Origin of the sequence: Emticicia fluvialis (genome assembly GCF_024793945.1) — a bacterium.
GTDB classification, from domain to species: Bacteria; Bacteroidota; Bacteroidia; order Cytophagales; family Spirosomataceae; genus Emticicia; species Emticicia fluvialis.
Map to the genome: position 1 here is coordinate 100,755 of NZ_JANUSD010000007.1, position 22,107 is coordinate 122,861.

The following is a 22,107-nucleotide window of genomic DNA, read 5'->3' on the forward strand; positions in this document are numbered from 1 at the left end:
CTCAGTTATTATTGACCCATGATGCAGGTTTTTGCTCTTTTTTTAAAGTTTCAAGGCATTTAATGCAAAGGCAGGAGCTATACATTATACCAATTTCTGCTATCAAAGCATCAGAAAGGAGAATGGATTTGCAAGCGCAATTGTTGATTTCTGATGCCAGACAAGTAAATGGCTGCTGACAGCGGGGGCAGACCTGCGACGGATATGTTGTAGAAAGGTGCGACAATTAATTTACCTCTTTTTCAATAGCAATAAAATGTGTAACAATATTATCCTGATTTCGCAACGGTGCAATACTCAGCCCACACCAGTAAGTCTCACCATTTTTCCGGTAATTCAATATTCTGGCTTTTAGAGGCTCAAACTTAGACAGTCTATCATTAATTAGCTCTCTGGTAGGCTTATGTGTTCTTTTACCCTGCAAAAACGTAGGTTTTTTACCAATAATTTCGCATTTTTCGTAGCCGGTCATGGCTACAAAAGCTCTGCTTGCCCAAACAATTGCTTTTGATACGTCTGTAATTATCAAGGCGTAATTTTCCATCAGATACGACTTATAATCACTATCAGGTTGCCATTGGTTTAATACCATTAACTCATCCAGTTCGGTCATATCCTGATGCACTTCTAACCTTTGGCTCATGTTGATACTGGCGATATCCCAACAAAGCAATGGAGCAAAAACGGGTTTACTTTGAGAATCTTCTCTTGAAAAAAGTGGTAGATTAAACATTGACTTATTTTTTAAGACTATACCATTTGTTGAACTTAAATGTTTAAATTTTTTTTAAATAATGGCTTTGGGCTCCATAAAACAGGTCTCAACAGGCCTTTCACCTGTTAAAGACCGGAAAATTTAGTAAATTTGTATCTGTTTTTAAATAAAAAAATGCTTTACCCACAAAACATAGAACAAAAAATAGGGTTTGATAAAATTCGTGAACTCATTGCTGAACAATGTATCAGCTCGCTTGGGCGGGCTTTTGTTGAAAAAATTCGTTTTTCGGACGACTATAAACTGATTGACCGTTTAATAAGACAAGCTGCAGAGTTTAAACTGATATTGCAGGTTGAACCGGGTTTTCCGGAGCAAAACTACATTGATGTAAGCGACGCCCTGGCGCGTGCATCTATTGAAGGCGCATTTATAGGCGAAGACCAGTTTTTTGAAATAAAACTTTCGCTGCGCACTATTCAACAGATTATACATTTCTTTAAAGCTAAAGAAGATACTATCTACCCCGAGCTAAAACTGCTTACTGCTAATTCGTTACCCGTTTCGGCCGATGACGGCTGGGGAAGCGTAATATCTCAGATTGATAAGATTATTGACGAAAGAGGCAAGGTGCGTGACTCAGCATCACCTGAACTGGCTGATATTCGCCGACGCCTCATAGCTGAACAAAGCGAGCTAAGAAAAACCCTTGAACGGATTTTACGCACTGCACGTAATAGCGGCTGGATAGGCGATGATATGTCTTTGACAATCCGCGATGGCCGGATGGTTATTCCGATTCTGTCTGAACACAAGCGCAAGCTGAGAGGCTTTGTACACGATGAGTCTGCAACCGGACAAATGGCATTTGTTGAACCTGCCGAAGTGCTGGAGGCCAATAATGAAATAAGGGAGCTGGAAGCCCGTGAACGCCGTGAGATAGTAAAAATACTGGAGAAACTCACCGCTTTTCTTCGGCCCCATGTGCCTGCTCTGCGTAAGGCCTATCTGTTTTTAGGCCTGATAGACTTTATCAGAGCCAAGGCTAAGTTTGCCTTGACCATCAATGGTACTGCTCCCCTGCTGGTAGAAAACCAGGCTTTGGAATGGTACAGAGCCACCCACCCATTGTTGTATCTGGCACATCAGAAACTCAATAAATCTATTGTACCGCTGTCAATAAAACTTGACCATGAAAATAGAATAGTGCTGGTTTCCGGGCCAAACGCCGGCGGAAAATCGGTCATGCTTAAAACCATAGGGTTGGTGCAATACATGGCACAATGTGGCCTGTTGGTACCCGCATCGCCCGATTCAAAAGTGGGCATATTCAAGAATGTATTCATTGATATAGGCGACGAGCAGAGCATAGAAAACGACCTCAGTACCTATAGCTCGCACCTCACAAACATGAAGCACTTTGTCAATTTCTCAAACAAGTTTACCTTGTTTTTAATTGACGAATTTGGAACCGGAACTGAACCCAGCCTGGGTGGAGCTATTGCAGAATCGATTCTTGAACAGCTACTGCGCGCAAAGGCCTACGGGGTTATTAATACGCATTATACCAACCTGAAAGTTTTTGCCAATAAAAACAGCGGAACCATCAACGGCGCCATGAAGTTTGATGCCGAACATCTGGAACCGCTCTATGAACTTGAAATTGGCAAACCCGGTAGCTCTTTTGCTTTGGAGGTAGCCCAGAAAATTGGCTTACCCAAGCAGGTAGTAGATAACGCCAAGCGCAAATTAGGCACCCAGCAGATTGATTTCGAGAAGCTGATTAAAGAGCTTGAAATTGAGCGTAAGGTGTTTGCTGACAGAAACAAGGAGTTTATTGAGAAAAACCAACAGTTAAAAAACACGCTTGAGCAATATAACGGCCTGAAGAGTTTTCTGGAAACTGAGAAAAAGAAGATTCTGAACGACGCCAAAGCACAGGCTAAAGAATTGCTGAAAGAAACTAATCGCAAGATTGAAAGTACGATTAAAGAAATAAAAGAAGGCAAGGCTGATAAGGATTTAACAAGGCTTATCCGCCAGGAACTACAAAACTTTGAAAGTAAGGAGCTGAAACCCGAAAAGGTAGATGAACCCAAGCCAGCATCAGAAGAATGGATTACCGTTGAAGAGGCTATAACAGTAGGAAGTTTCGTAAGAATTAAAGGGCAGACAGCCGTAGGAGAGTTACTATCTATGAAAGGCAAAGATGCCGAGGTAGCCATTGGAGAGTTGAAAACTAATGTAAAACTGAACAGGCTGGAGAAACTGAGCCGTAAAGAGTTTAAGGAAGCCGTGAAAGAGAGCATCAAGCCCAAAATGAGCGGAATTGACCTGAACGAAAAGATGATGAATTTCAGCTTTAACCTTGATTTACGGGGCAAACGCGGCGAAGAGGCACTAGGTGAGGTAGACAGCCTGATGAACGATGCCATTATGTTGGGGTATCCCGAATTACGAATCATTCACGGCAAAGGCGATGGTATTCTAAGAACTCTGATACGCCAGCACCTGCGCAGCTACAAACAGGTAGCAGGCATGGCCGACGAACACGCCGACCGTGGCGGGCAGGGGGTAACTATTGTGAGGATGAAATAAAACGAATAAGGCTGTCTCGCGGGACAGCCTTATTCGTTTTATTTTATATGTTTACTCTACTTTCCCAAAAGCAGACTGAGATTTTTTATGCAAATGATATGCCGGGTCTTCTTCTAAAACAGAATTTTGAGTTATAAATTCTTCATTCCCACTGTTATTTAGACGCTCTAATATTCTATTAAGCTCTTGGAAAAAATTAATCAGGTCTATTTTTTCAGTATTCGAAAGGCCACTTTTACTTAATTCACGTTTTACTTGGTCAAGAGTATTATTTACGATAGAAATTCGAAAATCTTTGTTCTCTTCATTTACATATGGTGTAAGATGAAGATTAAAACTCTCATTAATATCTTTTAGACTTTCACTTCTATATTCTTTAGTACTTACTCCCATATCAGTCTTCAGTTAAAGTTACTTCTTCTAAGGTAATCTCATAGTATCCATTTTCGGAATCATAGCTTAGAACTTTAAACTTTTTATTATAACATAAAACTACTTCTTTTTCGTCTAAATGTTTTGCGATTATGCTAATATTTTTCCAATTTCTGCTAAGAATCGTAAATCTAACCCTCCCAAAAGCCCAAGCCAGATTTTCATTGAGACTTGCTGAAATAAAACTATGCTCTCCTATAAGCTCGCCACTATGATATGCTTCTAAATAAGATTTAAGTTGAGATTTGTTTAAGTTTACACCTCTGAATGCAAGATTAAATTCTGAAGGAATTTTGTCTAAAGCGTTTTTCAAATGTACTCCAAACTCACTAATATTCAGACCATTGCTAACTCTCAATTGCTCATTCAGGCTTTCATAACCATCTTCGGTATATTTATAAATAACAGCCTTTTCGTGTATTGACAAAAAAGGATATTCATTACTGAAACGCTCAACTATTCTGATTTCTTTTTCAAGATATTCATTTGCAAACTCTTCTAAAGTCATATAAAGGCAAATGTTTGTCTATTATTCCACCCAAACCTTCACTTCATCAAGCGTTGGCATTTTTTCTTCAATTTTCAGTTTCTTTCTCAAACCTCCCAAATCATTGAAAATCTTGTTAGCGTTGGCTCCTTTCAGTTGGTCTGTCATTAAAAAGCCCATTTTCTGCAAGGCAGGAATCCAGACTTTCGGCACGCCAATGGCTTCATAATCTGCCTCGGTTGATACCTCCTGCTTTTTCTCAGGGCGCATCTGCGGGAAGAACAATACCTCCTGAATACTGGCATTATCTGTCAGCATCATGGTCAGGCGGTCAATACCAATACCGATACCTGCGGTTGGAGGCATTCCGTATTCCAACGAACGGATAAAATCTTCATCCATCGCCATTGCCTCTTCGTCACCACGTTCGGCCAATTTCAATTGTTCTTCAAAACGTTCTCGCTGGTCAATCGGGTCGTTCAACTCAGAGTACGCATTGGCAACTTCTTTGCCGTTAACAAACAGTTCGAAACGCTCAACCAGACCCGGTTTTGTACGGTGCTTCTTGGTTAATGGCGACATCTCAACCGGATAATCGATAATGAACGTAGGCTGAATGAGATTAGCTTCAACTTTTTCACCAAAAATCTCATCTATCAACTTGGCCTTACCCATAGTATCATCTATTTGCATTCCCCACTGGCGGCAATACTGGCGGGTTTCTTCTTCCGATAACGTGCCCACATCAACGCCCGTGTATTTTTCAATAGCTTCCAGAATGCTTAAACGGGCAAACGGCCCGGCAAAATCGAGTTCGTGTTCACCCGATTTGAATCTGGTAGTACCATGCACGGCTAAAGCTACTTTTTCAAAGATTTCTTCCGTTATGTTCATCATCCACTCGTAGTCTTTGTAGGCTACGTAGAATTCCAGAGAGGTAAACTCAGGGTTGTGGGTTCTGTCCATACCTTCATTGCGGAACATCTTGCCAAACTCATATACACCGTCAAAGCCACCAACTATCAACCTTTTCAGGTATAATTCGTTGGCAATACGCATATACAGCGGCATATCAAGTGTATTATGATGCGTTTTGAACGGGCGAGCTGCTGCCCCGCCATGAATAGGCTGCAGAATCGGGGTTTCTACTTCCAGCCAGCCTCTTTCATCAAACATCTGGCGCATGGTGCTGATAACCCTGGCTCTTTTAATGAAAATATCTTTTACATGCGGGTTTACTATTAAATCGACATAACGCTGGCGGTAACGCAGTTCTGGGTCTGAGAAGGCATCATACACTTTACCGTCTACCTCTTTTACAACCGGTAGCGGGCGTAACGATTTATTCAGAATCTTGAACTCTGTTACATGTATTGAAATCTCATTGGTTTGGGTAGTGAACACAAAACCCTTCACGCCAATGATATCACCGATATCAAGTAATTTTTTGAAAACTGTATTATATAAAGTCTTGTCTTCACCCGGGCACAAATCATCCCGACGGAAGTACAATTGTATTCTGCCTGTTGAATCCTGCAATTCAACAAATGAGGCGCTGCCCATAATCCGGAAGCTCATGAGGCGGCCGGCGATAGAAACATTCTTATAGTCTAACTTATTGTTTTCGTAATTCTTATGAATATCGGCAGTGTTTACATTTACCTCAAATAACTCGGCCGGGTATGGGTCAAAGCCCATAGCCATTAAATCTTGTCTTTTCTGACGGCGCAGAATTTCCTGTTCGCTAAGAACCATCGCTTTATCTTTTTATTTTCAATTCGTTATAAGGCGCAAAGTTAAAAATAAAATGTCAATTATTATTAATTACCGTTTATCTGTAAAAACCCTCACCCATCATTTTTTCTTTTGGCAATCTTGAGCATTTCAATATCTTTGTGATATCAATTTAATATCAAACAAAAACCCCTTATGAAAGAGAAAGAACTTTACTCGCAATCCGGATACCTGCTGCTGATAGGTGGATTACTTTTAATGATAGTACCCGTCTTCACCTTTTTTACCTATGCGCCCATTCTGGCTATTATCGTTGGTCTGGCTGGCTTTATTCTTATTATTGGGTTAACGGTAATTAATCCTAACGAAGCAGCCGTTACTACATTCTTTGGCGACTACATGGGAACCATGAAACAGAATGGGCTACGCTGGGTGAATCCGTTGTTTCGTCGTAAGAAAATAAGCCTGCGTGCCAGAAACCTGAACGGACAAAAGCTGAAAGTAAACGACAAAATGGGAAATCCGATAGAGATAGCAGCCGTGGTGGTATGGCGGGTGAGCGACACCGCAAAGGCCGTTTTTGAAGTAGATGACTATCTTAAATTTGTGGATATTCAGTCAGAAGCCGCCGTGCGGCACCTTGCCAGCTCTTATGCCTATGATAACATAGAAGACGAAAGCGCCAACATTACCCTTCGCGATGGCTCGGGGAAAATCAACGAAATGTTGGAAAAAGAACTGAACGAGCGCATTGCCCAGGCAGGTGTTGAGGTAATGGAGGCGCGTATTAGCCACCTGTCTTATGCCCCTGAAATTGCAGGCGCCATGTTGCAACGCCAACAGGCAACAGCAGTGGTAGCCGCCCGTAAACAAATTGTTGAAGGCGCCGTAGGAATGGTAGAAATGGCTTTGGCCAGATTGTCAGAAAAAGAAATTGTACATTTGGACGAAGAGCGTAAAGCCGCGATGGTAAGTAATTTATTGGTAGTTTTGTGTGGTGAAAAATCTGTGAGCCCCGTGGTAAATACCGGAACCCTGTATAACTGATGGCCAACGAAAAAAAAGCATTTGTATTAAGAATCAGTCCTGAAGTGCTGAAAGAACTGGAGAAGTGGTCGGCAGAGGAATTCAGAAGCCTGAACGGACAGATAGAGTACATCTTGAACGATGCTCTGAAAAAACGTAAAAAGAGCAAAAAGAATGAGGAGTAAGCGGGCAGGAGGTATCATTTTGGTATCTCCTGCCTGAATATGTTTGTACCCCTAGCCCCTAAAGGGGAATTTTCAATCAGAGCTTTATTCCTTCTTCTTCCAGATACTTCCCGATGTTAATATTAATGCCATCAAAAAGCTCTACATCCTTATTCCAATCTTTAATCAGCCAGTCTTCGTTGGGTGAAGTCACTATCACCTGTTGAGTTGCCGTAACAACCCAAAAAACTTTCTCTACACCAAATTCAAATAGCTTTCCGGTTTTGCGTGTAAGATATTCCATGAAGCTTGTTTCACTCAAATCGGCATTCGTATCAACTTCTATTATATATTTGGGTGGTACATCTGAGTATTTCGTAGTGATTTTATCTGGTGTAAGCACCTGTTTATCATAAACCAGAATATCTCCTGCCAGGGTATCTTTGTATCCTAACTTCAAACCTGATTCATTCGTATGTATTCTGTATTTTTTCTTATCATAAAAAATATGAATAATCTCAAGTATAAAGTTAACCAACTCAGATTGTAGTGAACTGCTACCCATTATTTCTTCAGCATTAAGTTGTTTTTTTACAGCTTCCTTATAACCTTTATAATAAACCGGCTCTCCATCCATTACTTCATAGATGAATTCCTCAGGAATTTTATTCTTAGCTGTCTTTTTCGTTGTCTCAAGCACCATCTTTCTTTCTATTTTATTGAAACTAAGTTACAACAATCTGTTTACTTACTAAACAACAATTTGTTTTTATTTCTACAAATGCCACGCATAACTAGCTATTTTTATCTATTTTTGCGGTTCATTACAAGATTTTATTTTTATGCAAATCAAAGAAATACTTACACAGACACCTGTACAACAAGAAGTAACGGTAAAAGGCTGGGTGCGTACAAAGAGGGGGCAGGCAGCCGTAACATTTATAGCAATTAATGACGGTTCTACCATCCATAATATTCAGGCAGTAGTAGAAGGAAATACAATTAATGAAGAAACGCTTAAGCTGGTTACTACCGGAGCCTGCGTGGCAATAACCGGAAAACTGATTGCTTCTGTGGGTTCAGGACAGGCTGTAGAAGTACAAGCAGAAAAAATAGAAGTATACGGCACAGCCGACGAGACTTTTCCGATGCAACCCAAACGCCACTCAATGGAGTTTCTGCGCGAAAAAGCTCACTTACGTTTCCGTACTAATACTTTCGGAGCCGTATTCCGTATTCGTCATGCGCTGGCCTTCGCCATTCATAAATATTTTAACGATAAAGGCTTCTTTTACCTGCATACGCCCATCATTACGGCGTCTGATGCCGAGGGTGCCGGAGAAATGTTTCATGTAACAACGCTTGATATTAAAAATCCTCCTAAAACAGAAACGGGAGATATTGACTATAAAGAAGATTTCTTTGGCCGCGAAACCAGCTTAACGGTATCTGGCCAGTTGGAAGGAGAATTGGGCGCGCTGGCACTTTCGAAAATTTACACTTTCGGGCCAACCTTCCGTGCCGAAAACTCTAACACCACCCGCCACCTGGCTGAGTTCTGGATGATTGAGCCGGAAGTTGCCTTCTACGAGCTGGAAGACAACATGACACTGGCAGAAGATTTTGTGCAAAATGTGATTCAGTATGCGCTTGAAAACTGCGCCGACGACCTTGTTTTTCTGGAAAAACGCCTGTTGGAAGAAGAGAAAAACAAACCGCAGAACGAACGCAGCCCGATGTCTTTGATTGAGAAATTACGCTTTGTGGTTGATAACCAGTTTGAGCGTTTAACTTATACCGAGGCAATTGATATTCTGTTGAAATCAAAAGCGCATAAAGAGAAGAAATTCCAGTATCCGGTTGAATGGGGTATCGATTTGCAATCGGAACACGAGCGTTATCTGGTAGAAAAACATTTCAAAAAACCGGTTATTCTGACCAACTATCCACGTGAAATCAAGGCATTCTATATGAAACAGGATGCAGATGGTAAGACTGTGAGAGCAATGGACGTATTGTTTCCGGGTATTGGTGAAATAATTGGAGGCTCTCAACGTGAGGACGACTACGAAAAACTGGTAACCCGCGTGAAAGAAGTAGGCATAGACCCCGAGAACATCTGGTGGTATCTGGAGACCCGTAAGTTTGGTTCTGCTCCGCATGCAGGGTTTGGCTTAGGGTTTGAACGTCTGGTTCTGTTTGTAACCGGCATGACCAACATTCGTGATGTAATTGCGTTCCCGAGAACACCTAAGAGTGCTGAATTTTAATTATTGCTACTAAATGATTCTTACGCTCGCTATATTTCTTGCTATTGTTTTTGCCAATGTGGTGGTCGGGGTTTATCTCGAGCGTAAGGTTTCTGCTTTTATACAAGACCGCCTAGGCCCTATGGAAGTAGGCAAATGGGGGCTTTTGCAGCTCATTGCCGACTTACTGAAACTGATTCAGAAAGAAGATATTATTCCTGCCAATGCCGATCGTAATTTGTTTAAGTTTGCCCCTATCATGTTATTTATGGTAGTTTTTGCAGGCTTTGCGGTTTTTCCGCTTTCGGCTGGTATGCCCGGCTCAGGCACTAAAACCGGGGTCTTTCTTTTGCTAGCTGTTGTTTCTTTAGATATTCTGGCTATTCTGATGGCAGGTTGGGCCTCTAACAACAAATATTCATTACTGGGAGCCATGCGCTCGGTAGCGCAGATTATCTCTTATGAAGTGCCTCTGGGGCTATCTGTACTTTGTGTGATTTTAATTACCCAGACGCTCGATTTACAGGAAATCAGTTTTCAGCAGGGTATTTTCTGGGACGAGAAAAACTATCTGTTTGGTATTAAGGCTTTGGGTGTTGAAACAAGCACTGTAGGTGGTTTTCTGACCTGGAATGTGTTCCGGAATCCGTTTCTGATAATTGTTTTTGTTATTTACTTCATAGCCTCTCTGGCTGAAAGCAACCGGGCACCCTTTGACCTGCCCGAGGCAGAATCAGAATTGATATCAGGTTTTCATACTGAATATTCAGGTTTCAGATGGGCTATCATGATGCTCTCAGAATACGCCATGATGCTGCTGGTGTCGATACTTGGAGTTATACTTTTCTTAGGCGGCTGGAATACGCCTTTCCCCAACATCGGCCCGATTGAGCTGGCAAGCTGGACAAGCGGAGAGCCAGGGCATTGGTCTGGTAATCTCTGGGGGGCTTTCTGGTTGTTGTCTAAGTCTTATCTGCTGATTTTTGTTCAGATGTGGTTGCGATGGACCCTCCCGCGTTTGCGCGTAGACCAACTGATGCATCTATCTTGGAAAGTGCTTACGCCGTTTTGTCTTGTCTTTCTTTTGATTTCAGGTATCTGGCGTTTGCTGATGGTTTAGCCTTGCTCAAACCAGCCTCTAAACTGATGTGCCTTTTCTTTACTTATTACAATCTCTTCTTTAGTTGGCACCTGCAATTTTAGTTCTATTTTGCCTGTAAAGTGTGTTCTATAGCTTTCTATGGCCATTTTATTAACAATAAACTGCCTGTTAGCGCGGAAGAAATCATTAGGATTCAATAACTCCTCAACCTCATCTAACGAATTATAGTCGGTTATCAGCCTTTGGGTATCTTTTTCGCCGAATGTCTGCAACCAGATAACCTCATCTCTGTAAAAGCAGGCAATCTTGCTATCGGCTACGGCCACAATGCTACGTTGGTGGTGGGCGGTAAAGCGCGTTTTATATTTCTGACTTAAAACCTTCGACTTCAAATCGGTCAACAGATTTTCCAGCTGTTCATGATAACTATCAGGCTTTACAACACCGCTGTTTCTTTTAAATTTTTCAAAGGCAATTCTGAGTTCTTCTTTATCAATGGGTTTCAGTAAATAATCAATACTGTTTAACTTAAAGGCTCTGATGGCGTATTCATCATAAGCTGTAGTAAAAATAATAGGGCAGCTGATTTCTGCCTCATGAAAGAAATCAAAGCTAACGCCATCTGATAGCTGTATGTCAGACAGGATAATATCTGGAGCCTGATGCGTTTCAAACCATTTTATGGCCTCTTTTACACTACCTATTGTGGCTAATAAAGTAGCTGTGGGCTCAAGTTCTTTTACCAGATTGGCCAGATTTTTCGCTACCAGAGGTTCATCCTCAATTATCAGAATATTCATATCAAATCAAAGGTATAGTAACCGTAAAATACTGGTCTGTTTCTGTAACTGTAATTTCTCTGTTACTTAAAAAACCATAAAGTGTCTGCAGGTTAATCAGCCCCTGGCCGTTTGATGTCTCCAATTGTTTCTTTCTTTGTAGATTATTACTTATAGAAAGCACATCACCCTCACTTTTAATTTCAATTCTTAGCGGATTACTTTCATTAATTACATTGTGCTTCGTTGCGTTTTCTATCAGAATTTGTAAAGTAACGGGGGTAATTTGTAAGTCGAGCGTATCATCAGCTATATCAAAAACAATAACCAGTGCATCGGCGAAACGGGTTTTCAATAAACTTACATAGTTTTTTATAAACCCAAGCTCGGTTTCAAGGCTTACCAGCCCCTTCTCTTTACTTTTAAGTACATACCTGAACACCTTTGACAATTGCTGCAAAAACTCTCTGGCTAAAGCCGGGTCGTCCTGAATCAGGGAGTCGAGAGAGGTAAGACTGTTAAAAAGAAAATGTGGGTTCAGCTGGTTTTTCAGGTTATCAAACTGTACCTGCGATTTCTCTTTTTCAAGATTACTTGCCCTTAACTGATTCTCCTGCCATTTCTGAATAGAGTAGTAGGTAAAGTGTGTCAGATTCAATAATCCAACTGCCAGTATCTGCGTAACTGTACCTGTTACCCGTGCCAGGTGTGTAAGCTCGCTACGAACCAGAAAGCGGAATTTTTCTATTCTGAATATCTCAATGCCGAGATACAACACCAGCCTTGTAAGTATATTAAGAAAAACAAATGTAATAAGAATCTGTGGAATCAGGCGCTTGAAAACCCCTTCATCATAAGGTAGTACTTTGTCGAAATACGCATACAACTTTCTGAAAAATACCACCGTTGAAAACAACACGAAGCTGGATATTAAAGAAAGCAAAGCATTTGTCTGGGCATCTATTTCAAAAACATACCATCTGATAAACGTTGAGCCGCTCACCATCAGGATTACTATTAACGCTATGATTTTATTCCTTTTGCTCATGAACTTTTATGACTTCTCAGAATCTGCCCGTCTGACATCTCAATAATCCTGTCGCTGCCTTTGGCAAAGTCGGGGTCATGGGTTACAGTAATAATGGTCTGGTGATTCTCATGGGCAATCTGCTTGAAGATATTAAACACAACCTCTGAGTTTTTCTTGTCAAGGTTACCGGTGGGTTCATCGCCCATTACAATGGTGGGGTCATTAATTAGCGCACGTGCAATGGCTACCCGCTGCTGCTGCCCACCTGAAAGTTTAGATGACTGTTTAAGCGCGTGGTCTTGCATATCTACCAGTTTAAGTTTCTGATAGGCCCTTTCTTGTACTTCTTTAGACGAATATTTGCCTAATTTAAGAGCGGGCAACATTACGTTCTGTAATACGGTAAACTCTGGCAGCAGGAAATGAAACTGAAATACAAACCCCAGGTGTTCGTTACGGAAGGCCGCCAGTTGGTCTTGTGTTTTGCCTGTCAGGCGCTCACCATTCATTTCAAGGTCTCCCTCATAATCGGTATCCATTGTAGAAAGTATATACAGCAGAGTAGATTTACCGCAGCCCGACTTACCAATCAAAGAAAGAAACTCACCTTTCTCGGCATCGAAGGATATGTTTTTAAGTACCTGAAATTTTTCAGGTTCATAAAAGTATTTGTTGATATGATTAGCTGACAGAACTTTCATTGTTTGTAAAATAGACAGATATGTTTACCCTCTCAAAATAGCCACGGGGTCAATTTTTGCGGCTTTTCTGGCCGGGAAATACCCCGCCAGGATAGTGGTTATTACACCAAACCCTAAACCCATGATGTAATATTTGATATTGAAAATAACCGGAAAGGTCTTCACATCCAGAAAATCCCCCGCATCAAATGGTGTCTTAGATAACAAATAACTTAAACCAAAACCAATGATTATGCCTAAAAGCGCACCTAAAACCCCAATGATTATAGACTGAATAAGAAACACTGCCACAATATCTTTGCCGCCAAATCCGGTGGCTTTCAGAATGGCAATGTCTTTCATTTTATTTACCACATTCATATTCATAATGTTGTAGATACCAAATCCGGCCACCACCAGCAGGGTTATTGACACAATAATAACCATGGCATTTCTGATTTTATCGCCCGACATAAAGGCCGAGTTGGCCTCGGCCCAGTCCTGGGTTTTATAGCCATATTGTGTTTTCAACACCTTGGCGTAGTCAAGAGCGGCCTGAGAGTCTTTCATTTTTATGTGGATGTCGGTTACATAACTTTTATCTTTTTGCAGTATCTCCTGCACCATAGACATGTTAGCGTAGCATTTCACGCCGTCGACAGTCTGAATACCAAAGCCATAGATACCCACCACCTTTACCAGCTTCAGATTTCCTGTAGGCGTGGTTACTGTCAGTTTGTCGCCTACTTTCACGTTCAGATTACGCGCCAGAATGGTACCCATCAGAATTCCGTTCGGGTTTGACAACAAATCATCCATACTACCAGACTTAATCCGTTTTCTGATATTGTAGATTTTATCTTCCTTCAGAATTTCAACGCCTGATATCTGCCCTGAAACCGGGATTGGTCCTTTATTAAAAAACACCTGCGAGCTTATCTGCGGCGAGACCCCCAACACTACCGGGTCTTTTTCAATATTAGCCACAATCTGCAATCCGCTTTTAATATTGGCCAGTTCGTTTTTGGGTAGCTGGTGATATATTACATTAAAAGCCCCCGGATTTACCTCGTCTATCAGGCTGGGGTGGTTACTGGTTATTTCTTTGTAGATTCTTACATGAGGCGTGGCATCAAGGGCGGAGTCTTCCAGAAACTTGTTGACACCCTTAATAAACGAAATCATGACAATAAACATGGCTATACCAAACGTTACCCCCAGCATAGCTATCAGGGTTTGTTTCTTTTTGGTAAGCAAATGCGTTTTTGCTATTTGAAAAGATATTTTTAAATCCATCGTATTAGCTTTAAATATCAATAGCCGTTAATTACCTGTTGTCACAATTGATTTTTCGTTCAGCCCGCCTTTTACCTCTACCAGGTCAAGGTTTTCTACGCCTTTGGTAATCTTTACTTTCTTTTTGTCGCCGTTTTCATCAATCCAGACCGAGTCATTACCAACAAGATAGGTTTTCGGAATGGTGAGCACCCGCGGGTTCTGAGAGATAATAATGTTGCCCTCTAGTGTCATACCATAATAGGCGTTGGGTTTTTCACCAACAAATTCGGCATCTACCCTGAAGGTCTGGTCGGCTTTATTAAGCTTGGGGTAAAGTTTCGTTACCCTTGCTTTAAATACTTTGTTCTTGTACACGTCTATTTTCACCAGTACCTCCTGCCCGGGTTTTACTTTTGAAAAATCACCTTCATCAATGGCCAGTTGGGCATAAATTTCATTGGCGTCGCCTATTAATGCTATTTGTTCTCCTCTGCGCACCAGTTCTCCCTGTTTTTTATAAATCTCGTAAATCTTGCCTGCCTCAAAGGTTTTTATTCTGTAATTATCGCCTTCACGTGCATTTACTCTGAAGTTTGACTGCGAGTTCTGCAGGTCTACATATAACTGGCTTCTGGTTCTTTGCAATGCTTTCTGGCGAGTAGTAATTTCTGTTTTAGAGGTCTGATACGCCAACTCAGCCCGTTCATATTCTACGCGGGTGGTAGCGTTGCGGTCGTATAATTCTTTCTGACGAAAATAATTTACAGAGTCATTCGCCAGTTTGGTTCGGGCGCTCTGTAGCTGAGAGGTGAGCTCTGCCAGTACCGGAGAATTGGCACCGTAGTTAGTCTCTGACTGACGCAGAATATTGCCGGCTGCTTCCAGACGGGCGTCTTGAGAGATACTTTCCAACTGAAAAATCAATTGGTTCCTGGTAACCAGGTCTCCTTCAAATGCAGTCTGACGAATCAGAAAACCATCAGCATTGGCTGTAAGCCTGTATTCATTTTTCGGGTAGATATTCCCCGAGGCATATACAGCCTCAGTTAATGATTTATACGCAGGCGAGGTGGATTTCTCATTGCCGTTGTTGCAGGCAGCTATAAAAACCTGGATAAAAACCAGATAAATGAAAATCTTTTTCATGTGATGATGTCAATACAACTATTGATTGTCTTAAACCTTTTGAAACCCGTTTGCAGGTCCACTTTACAAATAGATAAGTAATATACAAAAGCATCAAGAAAACATGAACGAAACGGAAGAAAATAATAGTGAGACCCGTCTGTTTAACATTAATGAAAGGAAATTATTAAGCTGATTAAGAGACTACGTTTTGGTATTTTTTCGTTAAGTGATAGATTAAAACGTTTTTACTCACTAAAAGACCTTTATTAATGAATATTTCAGCATTTCGCAGAGTAGCGGTATTGTTGGTTTTGGCTACAGTTTTGTTTGCAGTAACTAATTGTTCTAAAAAAGATGAGCCAACGGGGCAAAGTACGGGTATAGAAGGAAGATGGAAGTTTACAGCCGTTTATACGAAATCTGGCAATGCAGCCGAAGTTGATAACTTTGGTTTAATAGTAGCCGCTTATCCCTGTTTTGCTAAAATTGAAATTACTTTCAAGTCTGATGGTTTTATATCAGCAAATGTGCCAACCGAATGTAAGGCAGTGGTAAATGACTTTGTGGGGAATGTAGACGGGAAAAAATACGAAGTAAAGAACGGGAAAATTACCATTCTGGATGGCTCGACCGTTATTCTGAATATGGACGTTACTTTTAAAGGTAACCAGATGGACTGGCTGGAAACCACCACATCGGGTGGCACTAGCAGTTCAACCAGACTAGTTTTAACAAAACAATAGAAACTGGCAGAACGTTAAATTTGAGGGCCTGGCATCTGGTAAATAACAGGCCCTCAAATTTAAGAAGCCATAGATTTGTTTATTGCTTCCCAAACCAGATCACTTTCATAACCTTTGCCTATGGCGTAGCGTGCCAGCTTTTGTTTCAGTATCTGTGGGTGTTTTTCGGTGCGTAGTTCGTGCCGTTTCTTAGAAATCAGCTCATTGAGCGTAGCCAGATAGTCATCGTCTTCAATTTCAGCCATGGCCTCTCTGATGGCGTGGGGCGATAATTTCCGGGCTTTCAGTTCATGCAGTATCTTTTTTCTGCCCCAATGTTTAACTCTGAACTTGCTTCCGGCAAATATTTTGGCAAAACGGCCTTCGTTCAGGTAATTCTCTTCTATCAGATACACAATTATTTCTTCGGCTTCGTCTCCATACACGCCCCATTGCTGCAAGCGCTCACGCACTTCTGCTTGTGTGCGTTCCTGATAAGCGCAGTAATTTGCAGCCTTCACGAGCATATCCTTCCGAATCATGGCTTTAAAGCGTCTGTAACAAACTCAGTTTCTTATAAAATCCGTTCTCAATTTTCAACAATTCTTCATGGCTGCCTCTTTCAATAATTTCGCCTTTATGCACTACCAGAATCTCGTCGGCACTTTGTATGGTGCTTAATCTATGCGCAATAACCAGCGTGGTGCGGTTCTGCATCAGCTTCGTGAGGGCATCCTGCACCAGTTTTTCTGATTCTGTATCTAAGGCCGAGGTGGCCTCGTCCAGAATCAGTATAGGCGGATTCTGCAGAATGGCTCTGGCAATTGACAATCGCTGGCGTTGCCCGCCCGAAAGTTTGGTGCCTCTGTCGCCGATTACAGTCTGGTAACCCTCCGGTTGCTGTATTATAAAATCATGTGCATTGGCTATTCGGGCCGCTTGTATTACTTCTGCCTCTGTAACTGTTTTTCCGAAAGCAATGTTATTAAAAATGCTATCATTAAATAAAACGGCTTCCTGAGTTACTATGCCCATTAATCCACGAAGCGACTGCTGCGATACACGTTTCATAGACAGCCCGTCAATGAGTATTTCCCCGGCTGTCGGGTCATAGAACCTTGGCACTAAATCGGCAATGGTAGATTTACCACCCCCTGACGACCCCACCAAAGCGATAGTTTTACCTTTAGACAAGCCAAAATTGATGTTCTTCAATACCTGAACCGTACCATCATACGAAAAGTCTACATTCCTGAATGTTACGCTCTCGTTGAAATCTGTTATATCAACCGGGTTTTTATCATTCACCACTTCCGAGTGGCTGTCAATCAGGTTCAATACTCTTTCACCTGACGCCAAACCTCTTTGTGCTGAACTAAAGGCATTGGATATTTCTTTAGCCGGACGCATAACCTGAGAAAAAATGCCAATGTAGGTTATAAACTCTGCTGCTTCCAGTGTCGATTCGTTTGATAGAATCAATGACCCCCCATATAATAAAATACCTATTACCACAAAAACCCCCATGATTTCAGAAAACGGTGAGGCCATCTCTCTTCTGGAAGCCAGACTAAAAATTGATTTACGATAAGCCTGGTTTTCTTCTTTAAATTTGTTTGTTACAAAGTTTTCGGCCACAAAGCCTTTTACCACGCGCATGCCGCCAAACACCTCGTCCATCAAACTAATCAGGTTACTCAGTCTTCTTTGCCCTTCGCCTGCATTGTGCTTCATTTTCTTTACCAGCGTAGAAATAAAAATGCCTGAAACCGGAATAACTAATAGCGCAAAGAGTGTGAGATTCCACGAAATGGCAAATAAAGTTACTATATACGACAAAAACAGGAAGAACTCTTTGGTAGCAGCCGAGAAGGTATTGGCAATTGAGTTTTCAACCTCTTGTACATCGGTTACAATACGTGATATCAGATTCCCCTTACGTTCGTTGCTAAAAAAGCCCAGATGTAGATGTATGGCCTTGCTGAATACGGCCTGCCTTAGGTTGGCCACCATATTAGACTTGAAGTTTTCGAGGAGCCTGACACTGATGTACTTAAATATGTTTGACAAAACTATGGTAACACCCACGGTGCCACAAACAAACTGTAAGGCGCCCTGCTTACCGTTTTCTTTCAGGAAAGTAGCAAAGAAAAAATTAAACTGCTGAATGGGGTTGATGCCAGTGGGTGGCTTCAGCATACCCTTCATCTCTTCAGGGCTTACCTGGTTAAAAAGAACTTTTAACAGGGGTATTAACAATGTAAAATTCAATACGCCGAAAACACTTGCCAACAGGGAGGTTATAAGAAAAGGAACGATGAAGTTTCCTAATGGACGAGCGTATGAAAGTAATCTGAGGTAATTCTTCATTGAGCACACATCGGCTACCGCCGTGAATTTCTAAATATTACAATTTTAAAGGCAGCAAAGTTCGGAAAGATACAGTGATAAAACTAAGGATTAGATTAAAAAGCAGTAGCTGAAGGCAATGCACCCCGGGTTAAAGCAATAAAAAACAAAATTACCGGTTAATTAATCTTATAAAAAACAAATGCCCGCCTGACGACGGGCACTCGTGCTACACCTGCATGGTTTTCCATTTACCTCTTCTGAATACAAAGATGGCAATTACTGCCAGGATGGATTCGCTGATGGCAATTGACCAGAAAACCCCCGATGGCCCCCATTTGAAAGTAATTGCAAAAAGATAAGCCAGAGGTATTTCAAGCGCCCAGAAGCAAATCAGATTCATGATAGTGGGCGTTTTGGTATCGCCGGCTCCGTTTAATGACTGCCCGATAACCATTCCAAAACCAAAGAATACATATCCCAGACAAATAATCTGCAAACATAAAACGCCTACTTCTATTACCTTCGGGTTATCATTGAAGATTCCGATAAACTCTCGGGCAAAAACCGAGAAAATGATGCCTACCAGAAGTAGAAAACCCATGTTATAAAGCGCGGTTCGCCAGACAGATTTCTCTGCCCTATCGGGTTTACCTGCTCCCAGATTCTGCCCTACCAGGGTAGAAGCCGCGTTAGACATACCCCAGGAAGGTAAAATGGTAAATACAATAATACGTATGGCTATGGTATAACCTGCCACTACATCGCTTCCAAAACTTGAAAGAATACGGGTCAGGAAAATCCAGCTGGCCGATTGTATCAGGAATTGGCCTGTACCGCCGGCGGCGATGTTAATCAGACTTCGGATAATTTCAGTATTAGGTTTAAACTGATCTCTGTCAATCTGCATATTACCATTGCCTTTAAAAATGGCATATAGCTGATAAATTACCCCAATGGTACGGCCGATACTGGTAGCTATGGCTGCCCCCTCTACGCCAAAGCCAAGAACGGGAATCAGCAGGGTGTCCATACCAATATTAATAAAATTGGCCAGAATGATTGATCTCATGGCCGTTGAGGCGTCGCCTGCGCCGCGTAGTGCGCCACTTAATGTGTACAAAAGTATGATAGACGGGCTACTGGCAAAAATTATCCGGGTAAAGCCTGCCCCCTTTTCAATCAGATGGGCGTCGCCTCCCATTAAACGTAAGATGTCTTCTGCAAAAGTAAAGCCCAGAATACCCACCGCTACACCAAATATTAACGAAATAATAATTACCTGCGCCATAGCCACACCGGCCCCTTTTTTGTTGCCTTCGCCCACACGGCGCGCCACAATGGCCGTAGCCGCAGTGCTTAAACCAATGGCTACCGAATAAATTAATGTTAGCACAGACTCAGTAAGCCCTACCGTTGCCACCCCTTCAACACCCACATAACGGGCCACAAAAAACGCATCAACAATAGCAAAGAGCGACTCGCCCACCATTTCCAGTATCATGGGTACCGATAATAGAAAGATTGCCCTGTTAATGTTTAACTCCGTATAATTTTGTTCTTCGCCACGAATGGCTTGTATCAATAATTTGAAAAATTTCCGCATGAATAAAACAGTTTATTGCCGTTTCAATACCATACCACCCCCGGCGGGAGACATAGAATAGAAAAATGAAAAAGAAAAAATGAATATAGCGCTACAACAAGTTATGAAGATAACTTATGTAAAAAACAAGAAGATAAGAAGATGTTCGCAATTAGCGAACCACAGCGGTAAATGACATGGGCTTTTTAATTTTTGTGCCGCAAAGATATATTTTTACGCTCACCACGCAAAATGTTTCAGAAAATAAAATACTACGCCATTTCAGGCCTTAACTTCTTTAATAATCTGTAGTGCATTGGCAACAATGCTGGTAACCTGTGCAAAATCTTTGGTTGCCAGCACTTCTTTAGGTACTAGTTGAGATCCGATACCAACGGCTGTTGCACCCGCGCCAAACCAGGTTTTCAGGCTTTCGGCGGTTGGCGAAACGCCTCCGGTAACCATTACCTGTACATCAGGCATTGGGGCTTTAAGGGCTTTTACAAATGCAGGCCCCAAAACCTCGCCGGGGAATATCTTGATAAATTCGGCACCGGCCTGGCGGGCGTTATAAATTTCTGTAACGGTCATTACGCCTGGCATCCAGGGTATACCCGCTTCTACACAAACGGCCCCTACTTCGGGGTTCATAATAGGCGCCACAATAAAATTGGTGCCGATTTCAATATATTTTTTTGCCGTAGCCGCATCATAGATAGTACCAATCCCCAGAATCATCTCGGGCATTTCGGTCTCTGCAATGCTGACAAGCTCTTTAAAATTATTAAATGAATTTTCGGTACGGTTCGTAAACTCAAACACACGCACGCCTGCCTGGTAGCATGCCCTTAATACCCCAAGACAAATGTCGAGGTCGTTATGCGTAAACAATGGAACAAGGCCTGTGGCGCTAACCTGCGCTAAAGTTGTGTTTTTATCGAATCGTGCCATATCTGTAACTCAAATTTCTAATGTAAGTTTATTATCTTTTCAATCGACCGGATTTGTCGCCACTCATAACGGCTTCTACTTCGGGCACTGTTACCAGATTCTGGTCTCCCTCAACGGTATGTTTCAGGGCTCCTGCAGCTACCCCGAATTGCAGCGATTTCAGGTCGTCTTGTAATACCTGTTGTCCGTAAATAAATCCACCTAAAAAGGCATCACCGGTACCTATTCTGTCTACAATGTGGGTAATATCCTGATAATCGGTTTCTATCAACTCTTCACCATTCCACATTTTTGCATTGTATTGGTTGTGTGATGCGCTCACCTGCACGCGGTCGGTATCTATCACCTTTTTCACGTTCGGATAATTCTCCATCAGTAGTTTACAAGCCTCCACAAACTTGCCTTTCTCGGCCGTTACTTTCAACGAGAAAATTTCTTCTATGTTCTTTCTGCTGGCCAGTATAATATCAGAGTACGAGGCCAGTTCAGGCAGAATATCCTGCGGCGTTTTGCCATACTTCCATAAGTTGCTGCGGTAATAAATATCAGACGAAACCGTGATACCCAGCTTTTTGGCGGTTTTAACGGCCTCCAGGCAAGCAATAGCTGCTCCTTCTGACAAAGCAGGAGTAATACCACACCAGTGAAACCAATCGGCGCCTTGCAGAATCTCTTCCCAGTTAAACCAGCTCGGGTCAAGATTGGCAAAGGCAGAGTCCATGCGGTCGTAAACAATCTGGCTGGCGCGCATTACGGCACCTGTTTCCAGAAAGAATACGCCTACACGGTCTCCTTCCAGTTTAACATGAGTGGTATCAATGCCTAAAAAACGCAGATACGCCTTCGCTTTTTGCCCCATCAGGTTGTTAGGAAAACAGGTAACGTGGGTGGCATCAAAACCGAACTTTACCAACGAGGCCCCCACATTCATTTCAGTGCCGCCAAAGGTAGCATTGAATGATTGAGCCTGCTCAATTTTCTGGAAATTGGGAGTTGATAACCGTAGGAGTATCTCACCGAATGTAACTATTTTAGGCATCTGTATTTGTGCTGAATCTTTTTAAAATCTTTAATTATCTGCAATACCCAACAAAGGTA

At 41.9% G+C, this 22,107-nt stretch carries 22 protein-coding genes; 6 read left to right on the forward strand and 16 right to left on the reverse strand.

What is annotated here, in order from left to right; genetic code table 11:
• Position 1: 1 nt before the first annotated feature.
• Positions 2-226, reverse strand: a complete 225-nt coding sequence (locus tag NZ848_RS21580) for a cysteine-rich CWC family protein (protein WP_390890876.1) — start codon at positions 224-226, stop codon at positions 2-4.
• Complete coding sequence (locus NZ848_RS09900; RefSeq protein WP_259015361.1) at positions 227-733, reverse strand: PAS domain-containing protein; 507 nt, start codon at positions 731-733, stop codon at positions 227-229.
• Between the two features lie 156 nt (positions 734-889).
• On the opposite strand from NZ848_RS09900, the gene NZ848_RS09905 reads away from it, so the two are divergent.
• Positions 890-3,313 carry an endonuclease MutS2 gene (locus NZ848_RS09905; protein WP_259015362.1) on the forward strand — a complete coding sequence of 808 codons (2,424 nt, stop codon included), beginning with the start codon at positions 890-892 and terminating at the stop codon, positions 3,311-3,313.
• A 51-nt stretch (positions 3,314-3,364) separates the two neighbouring features.
• On the opposite strand, the gene NZ848_RS09910 is transcribed toward NZ848_RS09905, so the two are convergent.
• From NZ848_RS09910 to lysS, 3 genes are read right to left on the reverse strand one after another with little or no spacing between them, the layout of a single operon-like run.
• Positions 3,365-3,706: a hypothetical protein gene (locus NZ848_RS09910; protein ID WP_259015363.1), complete on the reverse strand. Its 342-nt coding sequence runs from the start codon at positions 3,704-3,706 to the stop codon at positions 3,365-3,367.
• Between the two features lies 1 nt (position 3,707).
• The gene (locus NZ848_RS09915) at positions 3,708-4,253 is read right to left on the reverse strand and encodes an ADP-ribosyltransferase (protein ID WP_259015364.1); all 546 of its coding nucleotides are present in this window, start codon (positions 4,251-4,253) and stop codon (positions 3,708-3,710) included.
• A gap of 21 nt (positions 4,254-4,274) precedes the next feature.
• Positions 4,275-5,987 (reverse strand): lysine--tRNA ligase, encoded by a 1,713-nt coding sequence (gene lysS / locus NZ848_RS09920; RefSeq protein WP_259015365.1) that lies wholly within the window; start codon positions 5,985-5,987, stop codon positions 4,275-4,277.
• 174 nt (positions 5,988-6,161) lie between these two features.
• Here lysS and NZ848_RS09925 point away from each other — a divergent pair, with 174 nt between their 5' ends.
• Positions 6,162-7,013, forward strand: a complete 852-nt coding sequence (locus NZ848_RS09925) for an SPFH domain-containing protein (RefSeq protein WP_259015366.1) — start codon at positions 6,162-6,164, stop codon at positions 7,011-7,013.
• Positions 7,013-7,177, forward strand: coding sequence for an Arc family DNA-binding protein (locus NZ848_RS09930; RefSeq protein WP_253530845.1), 165 nt, complete (start codon positions 7,013-7,015; stop codon positions 7,175-7,177). The genes NZ848_RS09925 and NZ848_RS09930 overlap by 1 nt, the downstream gene beginning before the upstream one ends.
• Before the next feature lie 76 nt (positions 7,178-7,253).
• On the opposite strand, the gene NZ848_RS09935 is transcribed toward NZ848_RS09930, so the two are convergent.
• Positions 7,254-7,859 carry a hypothetical protein gene (locus NZ848_RS09935; RefSeq protein WP_101724576.1) on the reverse strand — a complete coding sequence of 202 codons (606 nt, stop codon included), beginning with the start codon at positions 7,857-7,859 and terminating at the stop codon, positions 7,254-7,256.
• A gap of 139 nt (positions 7,860-7,998) precedes the next feature.
• Here NZ848_RS09935 and asnS point away from each other — a divergent pair, with 139 nt between their 5' ends.
• Together asnS and NZ848_RS09945 are read left to right on the forward strand one after the other, a co-directional pair.
• Positions 7,999-9,426 carry an asparagine--tRNA ligase gene (gene asnS, locus NZ848_RS09940; RefSeq protein ID WP_253530849.1) on the forward strand — a complete coding sequence of 476 codons (1,428 nt, stop codon included), beginning with the start codon at positions 7,999-8,001 and terminating at the stop codon, positions 9,424-9,426.
• A gap of 13 nt (positions 9,427-9,439) precedes the next feature.
• Entirely contained in the window at positions 9,440-10,525 is a 1,086-nt protein-coding gene (locus tag NZ848_RS09945) for a complex I subunit 1/NuoH family protein (protein ID WP_253530851.1), read from the forward strand.
• On the opposite strand, the gene NZ848_RS09950 is transcribed toward NZ848_RS09945, so the two are convergent.
• From NZ848_RS09950 to NZ848_RS09970, 5 genes are read right to left on the reverse strand one after another with little or no spacing between them, the layout of a single operon-like run.
• Positions 10,522-11,307 (reverse strand): LytR/AlgR family response regulator transcription factor, encoded by a 786-nt coding sequence (locus NZ848_RS09950; RefSeq protein WP_259015367.1) that lies wholly within the window; start codon positions 11,305-11,307, stop codon positions 10,522-10,524. The two genes, NZ848_RS09945 and NZ848_RS09950, sit on opposite strands and share 4 nt — an antisense overlap.
• A 1-nt stretch (position 11,308) precedes the next feature.
• Complete coding sequence (locus NZ848_RS09955; RefSeq protein WP_259015368.1) at positions 11,309-12,334, reverse strand: sensor histidine kinase; 1,026 nt, start codon at positions 12,332-12,334, stop codon at positions 11,309-11,311.
• Positions 12,331-13,017 carry an ABC transporter ATP-binding protein gene (locus NZ848_RS09960; protein WP_101724580.1) on the reverse strand — a complete coding sequence of 229 codons (687 nt, stop codon included), beginning with the start codon at positions 13,015-13,017 and terminating at the stop codon, positions 12,331-12,333. Before NZ848_RS09960 ends, NZ848_RS09955 begins: the two co-directional genes overlap by 4 nt.
• Before the next feature lie 24 nt (positions 13,018-13,041).
• Complete coding sequence (locus tag NZ848_RS09965) at positions 13,042-14,292, reverse strand: ABC transporter permease (RefSeq protein WP_259015369.1); 1,251 nt, start codon at positions 14,290-14,292, stop codon at positions 13,042-13,044.
• A gap of 27 nt (positions 14,293-14,319) precedes the next feature.
• The gene (locus NZ848_RS09970; RefSeq protein WP_259015370.1) at positions 14,320-15,420 is read right to left on the reverse strand and encodes an efflux RND transporter periplasmic adaptor subunit; all 1,101 of its coding nucleotides are present in this window, start codon (positions 15,418-15,420) and stop codon (positions 14,320-14,322) included.
• Positions 15,421-15,671: 251 nt separating this feature from the next.
• Between NZ848_RS09970 and NZ848_RS09975 the strand changes: the two genes are divergently transcribed.
• Positions 15,672-16,145 carry a lipocalin-like domain-containing protein gene (locus NZ848_RS09975; protein WP_259015371.1) on the forward strand — a complete coding sequence of 158 codons (474 nt, stop codon included), beginning with the start codon at positions 15,672-15,674 and terminating at the stop codon, positions 16,143-16,145.
• A 59-nt stretch (positions 16,146-16,204) separates the two neighbouring features.
• On the opposite strand, the gene NZ848_RS09980 is transcribed toward NZ848_RS09975, so the two are convergent.
• The 5 genes from NZ848_RS09980 to NZ848_RS10000 all read right to left on the reverse strand — a co-directional run bounded on the left by NZ848_RS09980 (position 16,205) and on the right by NZ848_RS10000 (position 22,048).
• Positions 16,205-16,666, reverse strand: coding sequence for a regulatory protein RecX (locus tag NZ848_RS09980; protein WP_259015372.1), 462 nt, complete (start codon positions 16,664-16,666; stop codon positions 16,205-16,207).
• Positions 16,667-16,670: 4 nt separating this feature from the next.
• Entirely contained in the window at positions 16,671-18,494 is a 1,824-nt protein-coding gene (locus NZ848_RS09985) for an ABC transporter ATP-binding protein (RefSeq protein ID WP_253530901.1), read from the reverse strand.
• 208 nt (positions 18,495-18,702) lie between these two features.
• Positions 18,703-20,079 (reverse strand): MATE family efflux transporter, encoded by a 1,377-nt coding sequence (locus NZ848_RS09990; RefSeq protein ID WP_253530903.1) that lies wholly within the window; start codon positions 20,077-20,079, stop codon positions 18,703-18,705.
• A 261-nt stretch (positions 20,080-20,340) separates the two neighbouring features.
• Positions 20,341-21,009, reverse strand: coding sequence for a bifunctional 4-hydroxy-2-oxoglutarate aldolase/2-dehydro-3-deoxy-phosphogluconate aldolase (locus NZ848_RS09995; RefSeq protein ID WP_253530906.1), 669 nt, complete (start codon positions 21,007-21,009; stop codon positions 20,341-20,343).
• 31 nt (positions 21,010-21,040) lie between these two features.
• On the reverse strand, positions 21,041-22,048 hold the full coding sequence (locus NZ848_RS10000) for a sugar kinase (protein ID WP_259015373.1): 1,008 nt from the start codon (positions 22,046-22,048) through the stop codon (positions 21,041-21,043).
• Positions 22,049-22,107 lie beyond the last annotated feature (59 nt).

Bases quoted from the DNA above. Each gene is read 5' to 3' on its own strand.
- NZ848_RS09900 (WP_259015361.1), bottom strand. From the start codon at position 733: ATGTTTAATCTACCACTTTTTTCAAGAGAAGATTCTCAAAGTAAACCC.
- NZ848_RS09905 (WP_259015362.1), top strand. From the start codon at position 890: ATGCTTTACCCACAAAACATAGAACAAAAAATAGGGTTTGATAAAATT.
- NZ848_RS09910 (WP_259015363.1), bottom strand. From the start codon at position 3,706: ATGGGAGTAAGTACTAAAGAATATAGAAGTGAAAGTCTAAAAGATATT.
- NZ848_RS09915 (WP_259015364.1), bottom strand. From the start codon at position 4,253: ATGACTTTAGAAGAGTTTGCAAATGAATATCTTGAAAAAGAAATCAGA.
- lysS (WP_259015365.1), bottom strand. From the start codon at position 5,987: ATGGTTCTTAGCGAACAGGAAATTCTGCGCCGTCAGAAAAGACAAGAT.
- NZ848_RS09925 (WP_259015366.1), top strand. From the start codon at position 6,162: ATGAAAGAGAAAGAACTTTACTCGCAATCCGGATACCTGCTGCTGATA.
- NZ848_RS09930 (WP_253530845.1), top strand. From the start codon at position 7,013: ATGGCCAACGAAAAAAAAGCATTTGTATTAAGAATCAGTCCTGAAGTG.
- NZ848_RS09935 (WP_101724576.1), bottom strand. From the start codon at position 7,859: ATGGTGCTTGAGACAACGAAAAAGACAGCTAAGAATAAAATTCCTGAG.
- asnS (WP_253530849.1), top strand. From the start codon at position 7,999: ATGCAAATCAAAGAAATACTTACACAGACACCTGTACAACAAGAAGTA.
- NZ848_RS09945 (WP_253530851.1), top strand. From the start codon at position 9,440: ATGATTCTTACGCTCGCTATATTTCTTGCTATTGTTTTTGCCAATGTG.
- NZ848_RS09950 (WP_259015367.1), bottom strand. From the start codon at position 11,307: ATGAATATTCTGATAATTGAGGATGAACCTCTGGTAGCGAAAAATCTG.
- NZ848_RS09955 (WP_259015368.1), bottom strand. From the start codon at position 12,334: ATGAGCAAAAGGAATAAAATCATAGCGTTAATAGTAATCCTGATGGTG.
- NZ848_RS09960 (WP_101724580.1), bottom strand. From the start codon at position 13,017: ATGAAAGTTCTGTCAGCTAATCATATCAACAAATACTTTTATGAACCT.
- NZ848_RS09965 (WP_259015369.1), bottom strand. From the start codon at position 14,292: ATGGATTTAAAAATATCTTTTCAAATAGCAAAAACGCATTTGCTTACC.
- NZ848_RS09970 (WP_259015370.1), bottom strand. From the start codon at position 15,420: ATGAAAAAGATTTTCATTTATCTGGTTTTTATCCAGGTTTTTATAGCT.
- NZ848_RS09975 (WP_259015371.1), top strand. From the start codon at position 15,672: ATGAATATTTCAGCATTTCGCAGAGTAGCGGTATTGTTGGTTTTGGCT.
- NZ848_RS09980 (WP_259015372.1), bottom strand. From the start codon at position 16,666: ATGATTCGGAAGGATATGCTCGTGAAGGCTGCAAATTACTGCGCTTAT.
- NZ848_RS09985 (WP_253530901.1), bottom strand. From the start codon at position 18,494: ATGAAGAATTACCTCAGATTACTTTCATACGCTCGTCCATTAGGAAAC.
- NZ848_RS09990 (WP_253530903.1), bottom strand. From the start codon at position 20,079: ATGCGGAAATTTTTCAAATTATTGATACAAGCCATTCGTGGCGAAGAA.
- NZ848_RS09995 (WP_253530906.1), bottom strand. From the start codon at position 21,009: ATGGCACGATTCGATAAAAACACAACTTTAGCGCAGGTTAGCGCCACA.
- NZ848_RS10000 (WP_259015373.1), bottom strand. From the start codon at position 22,048: ATGCCTAAAATAGTTACATTCGGTGAGATACTCCTACGGTTATCAACT.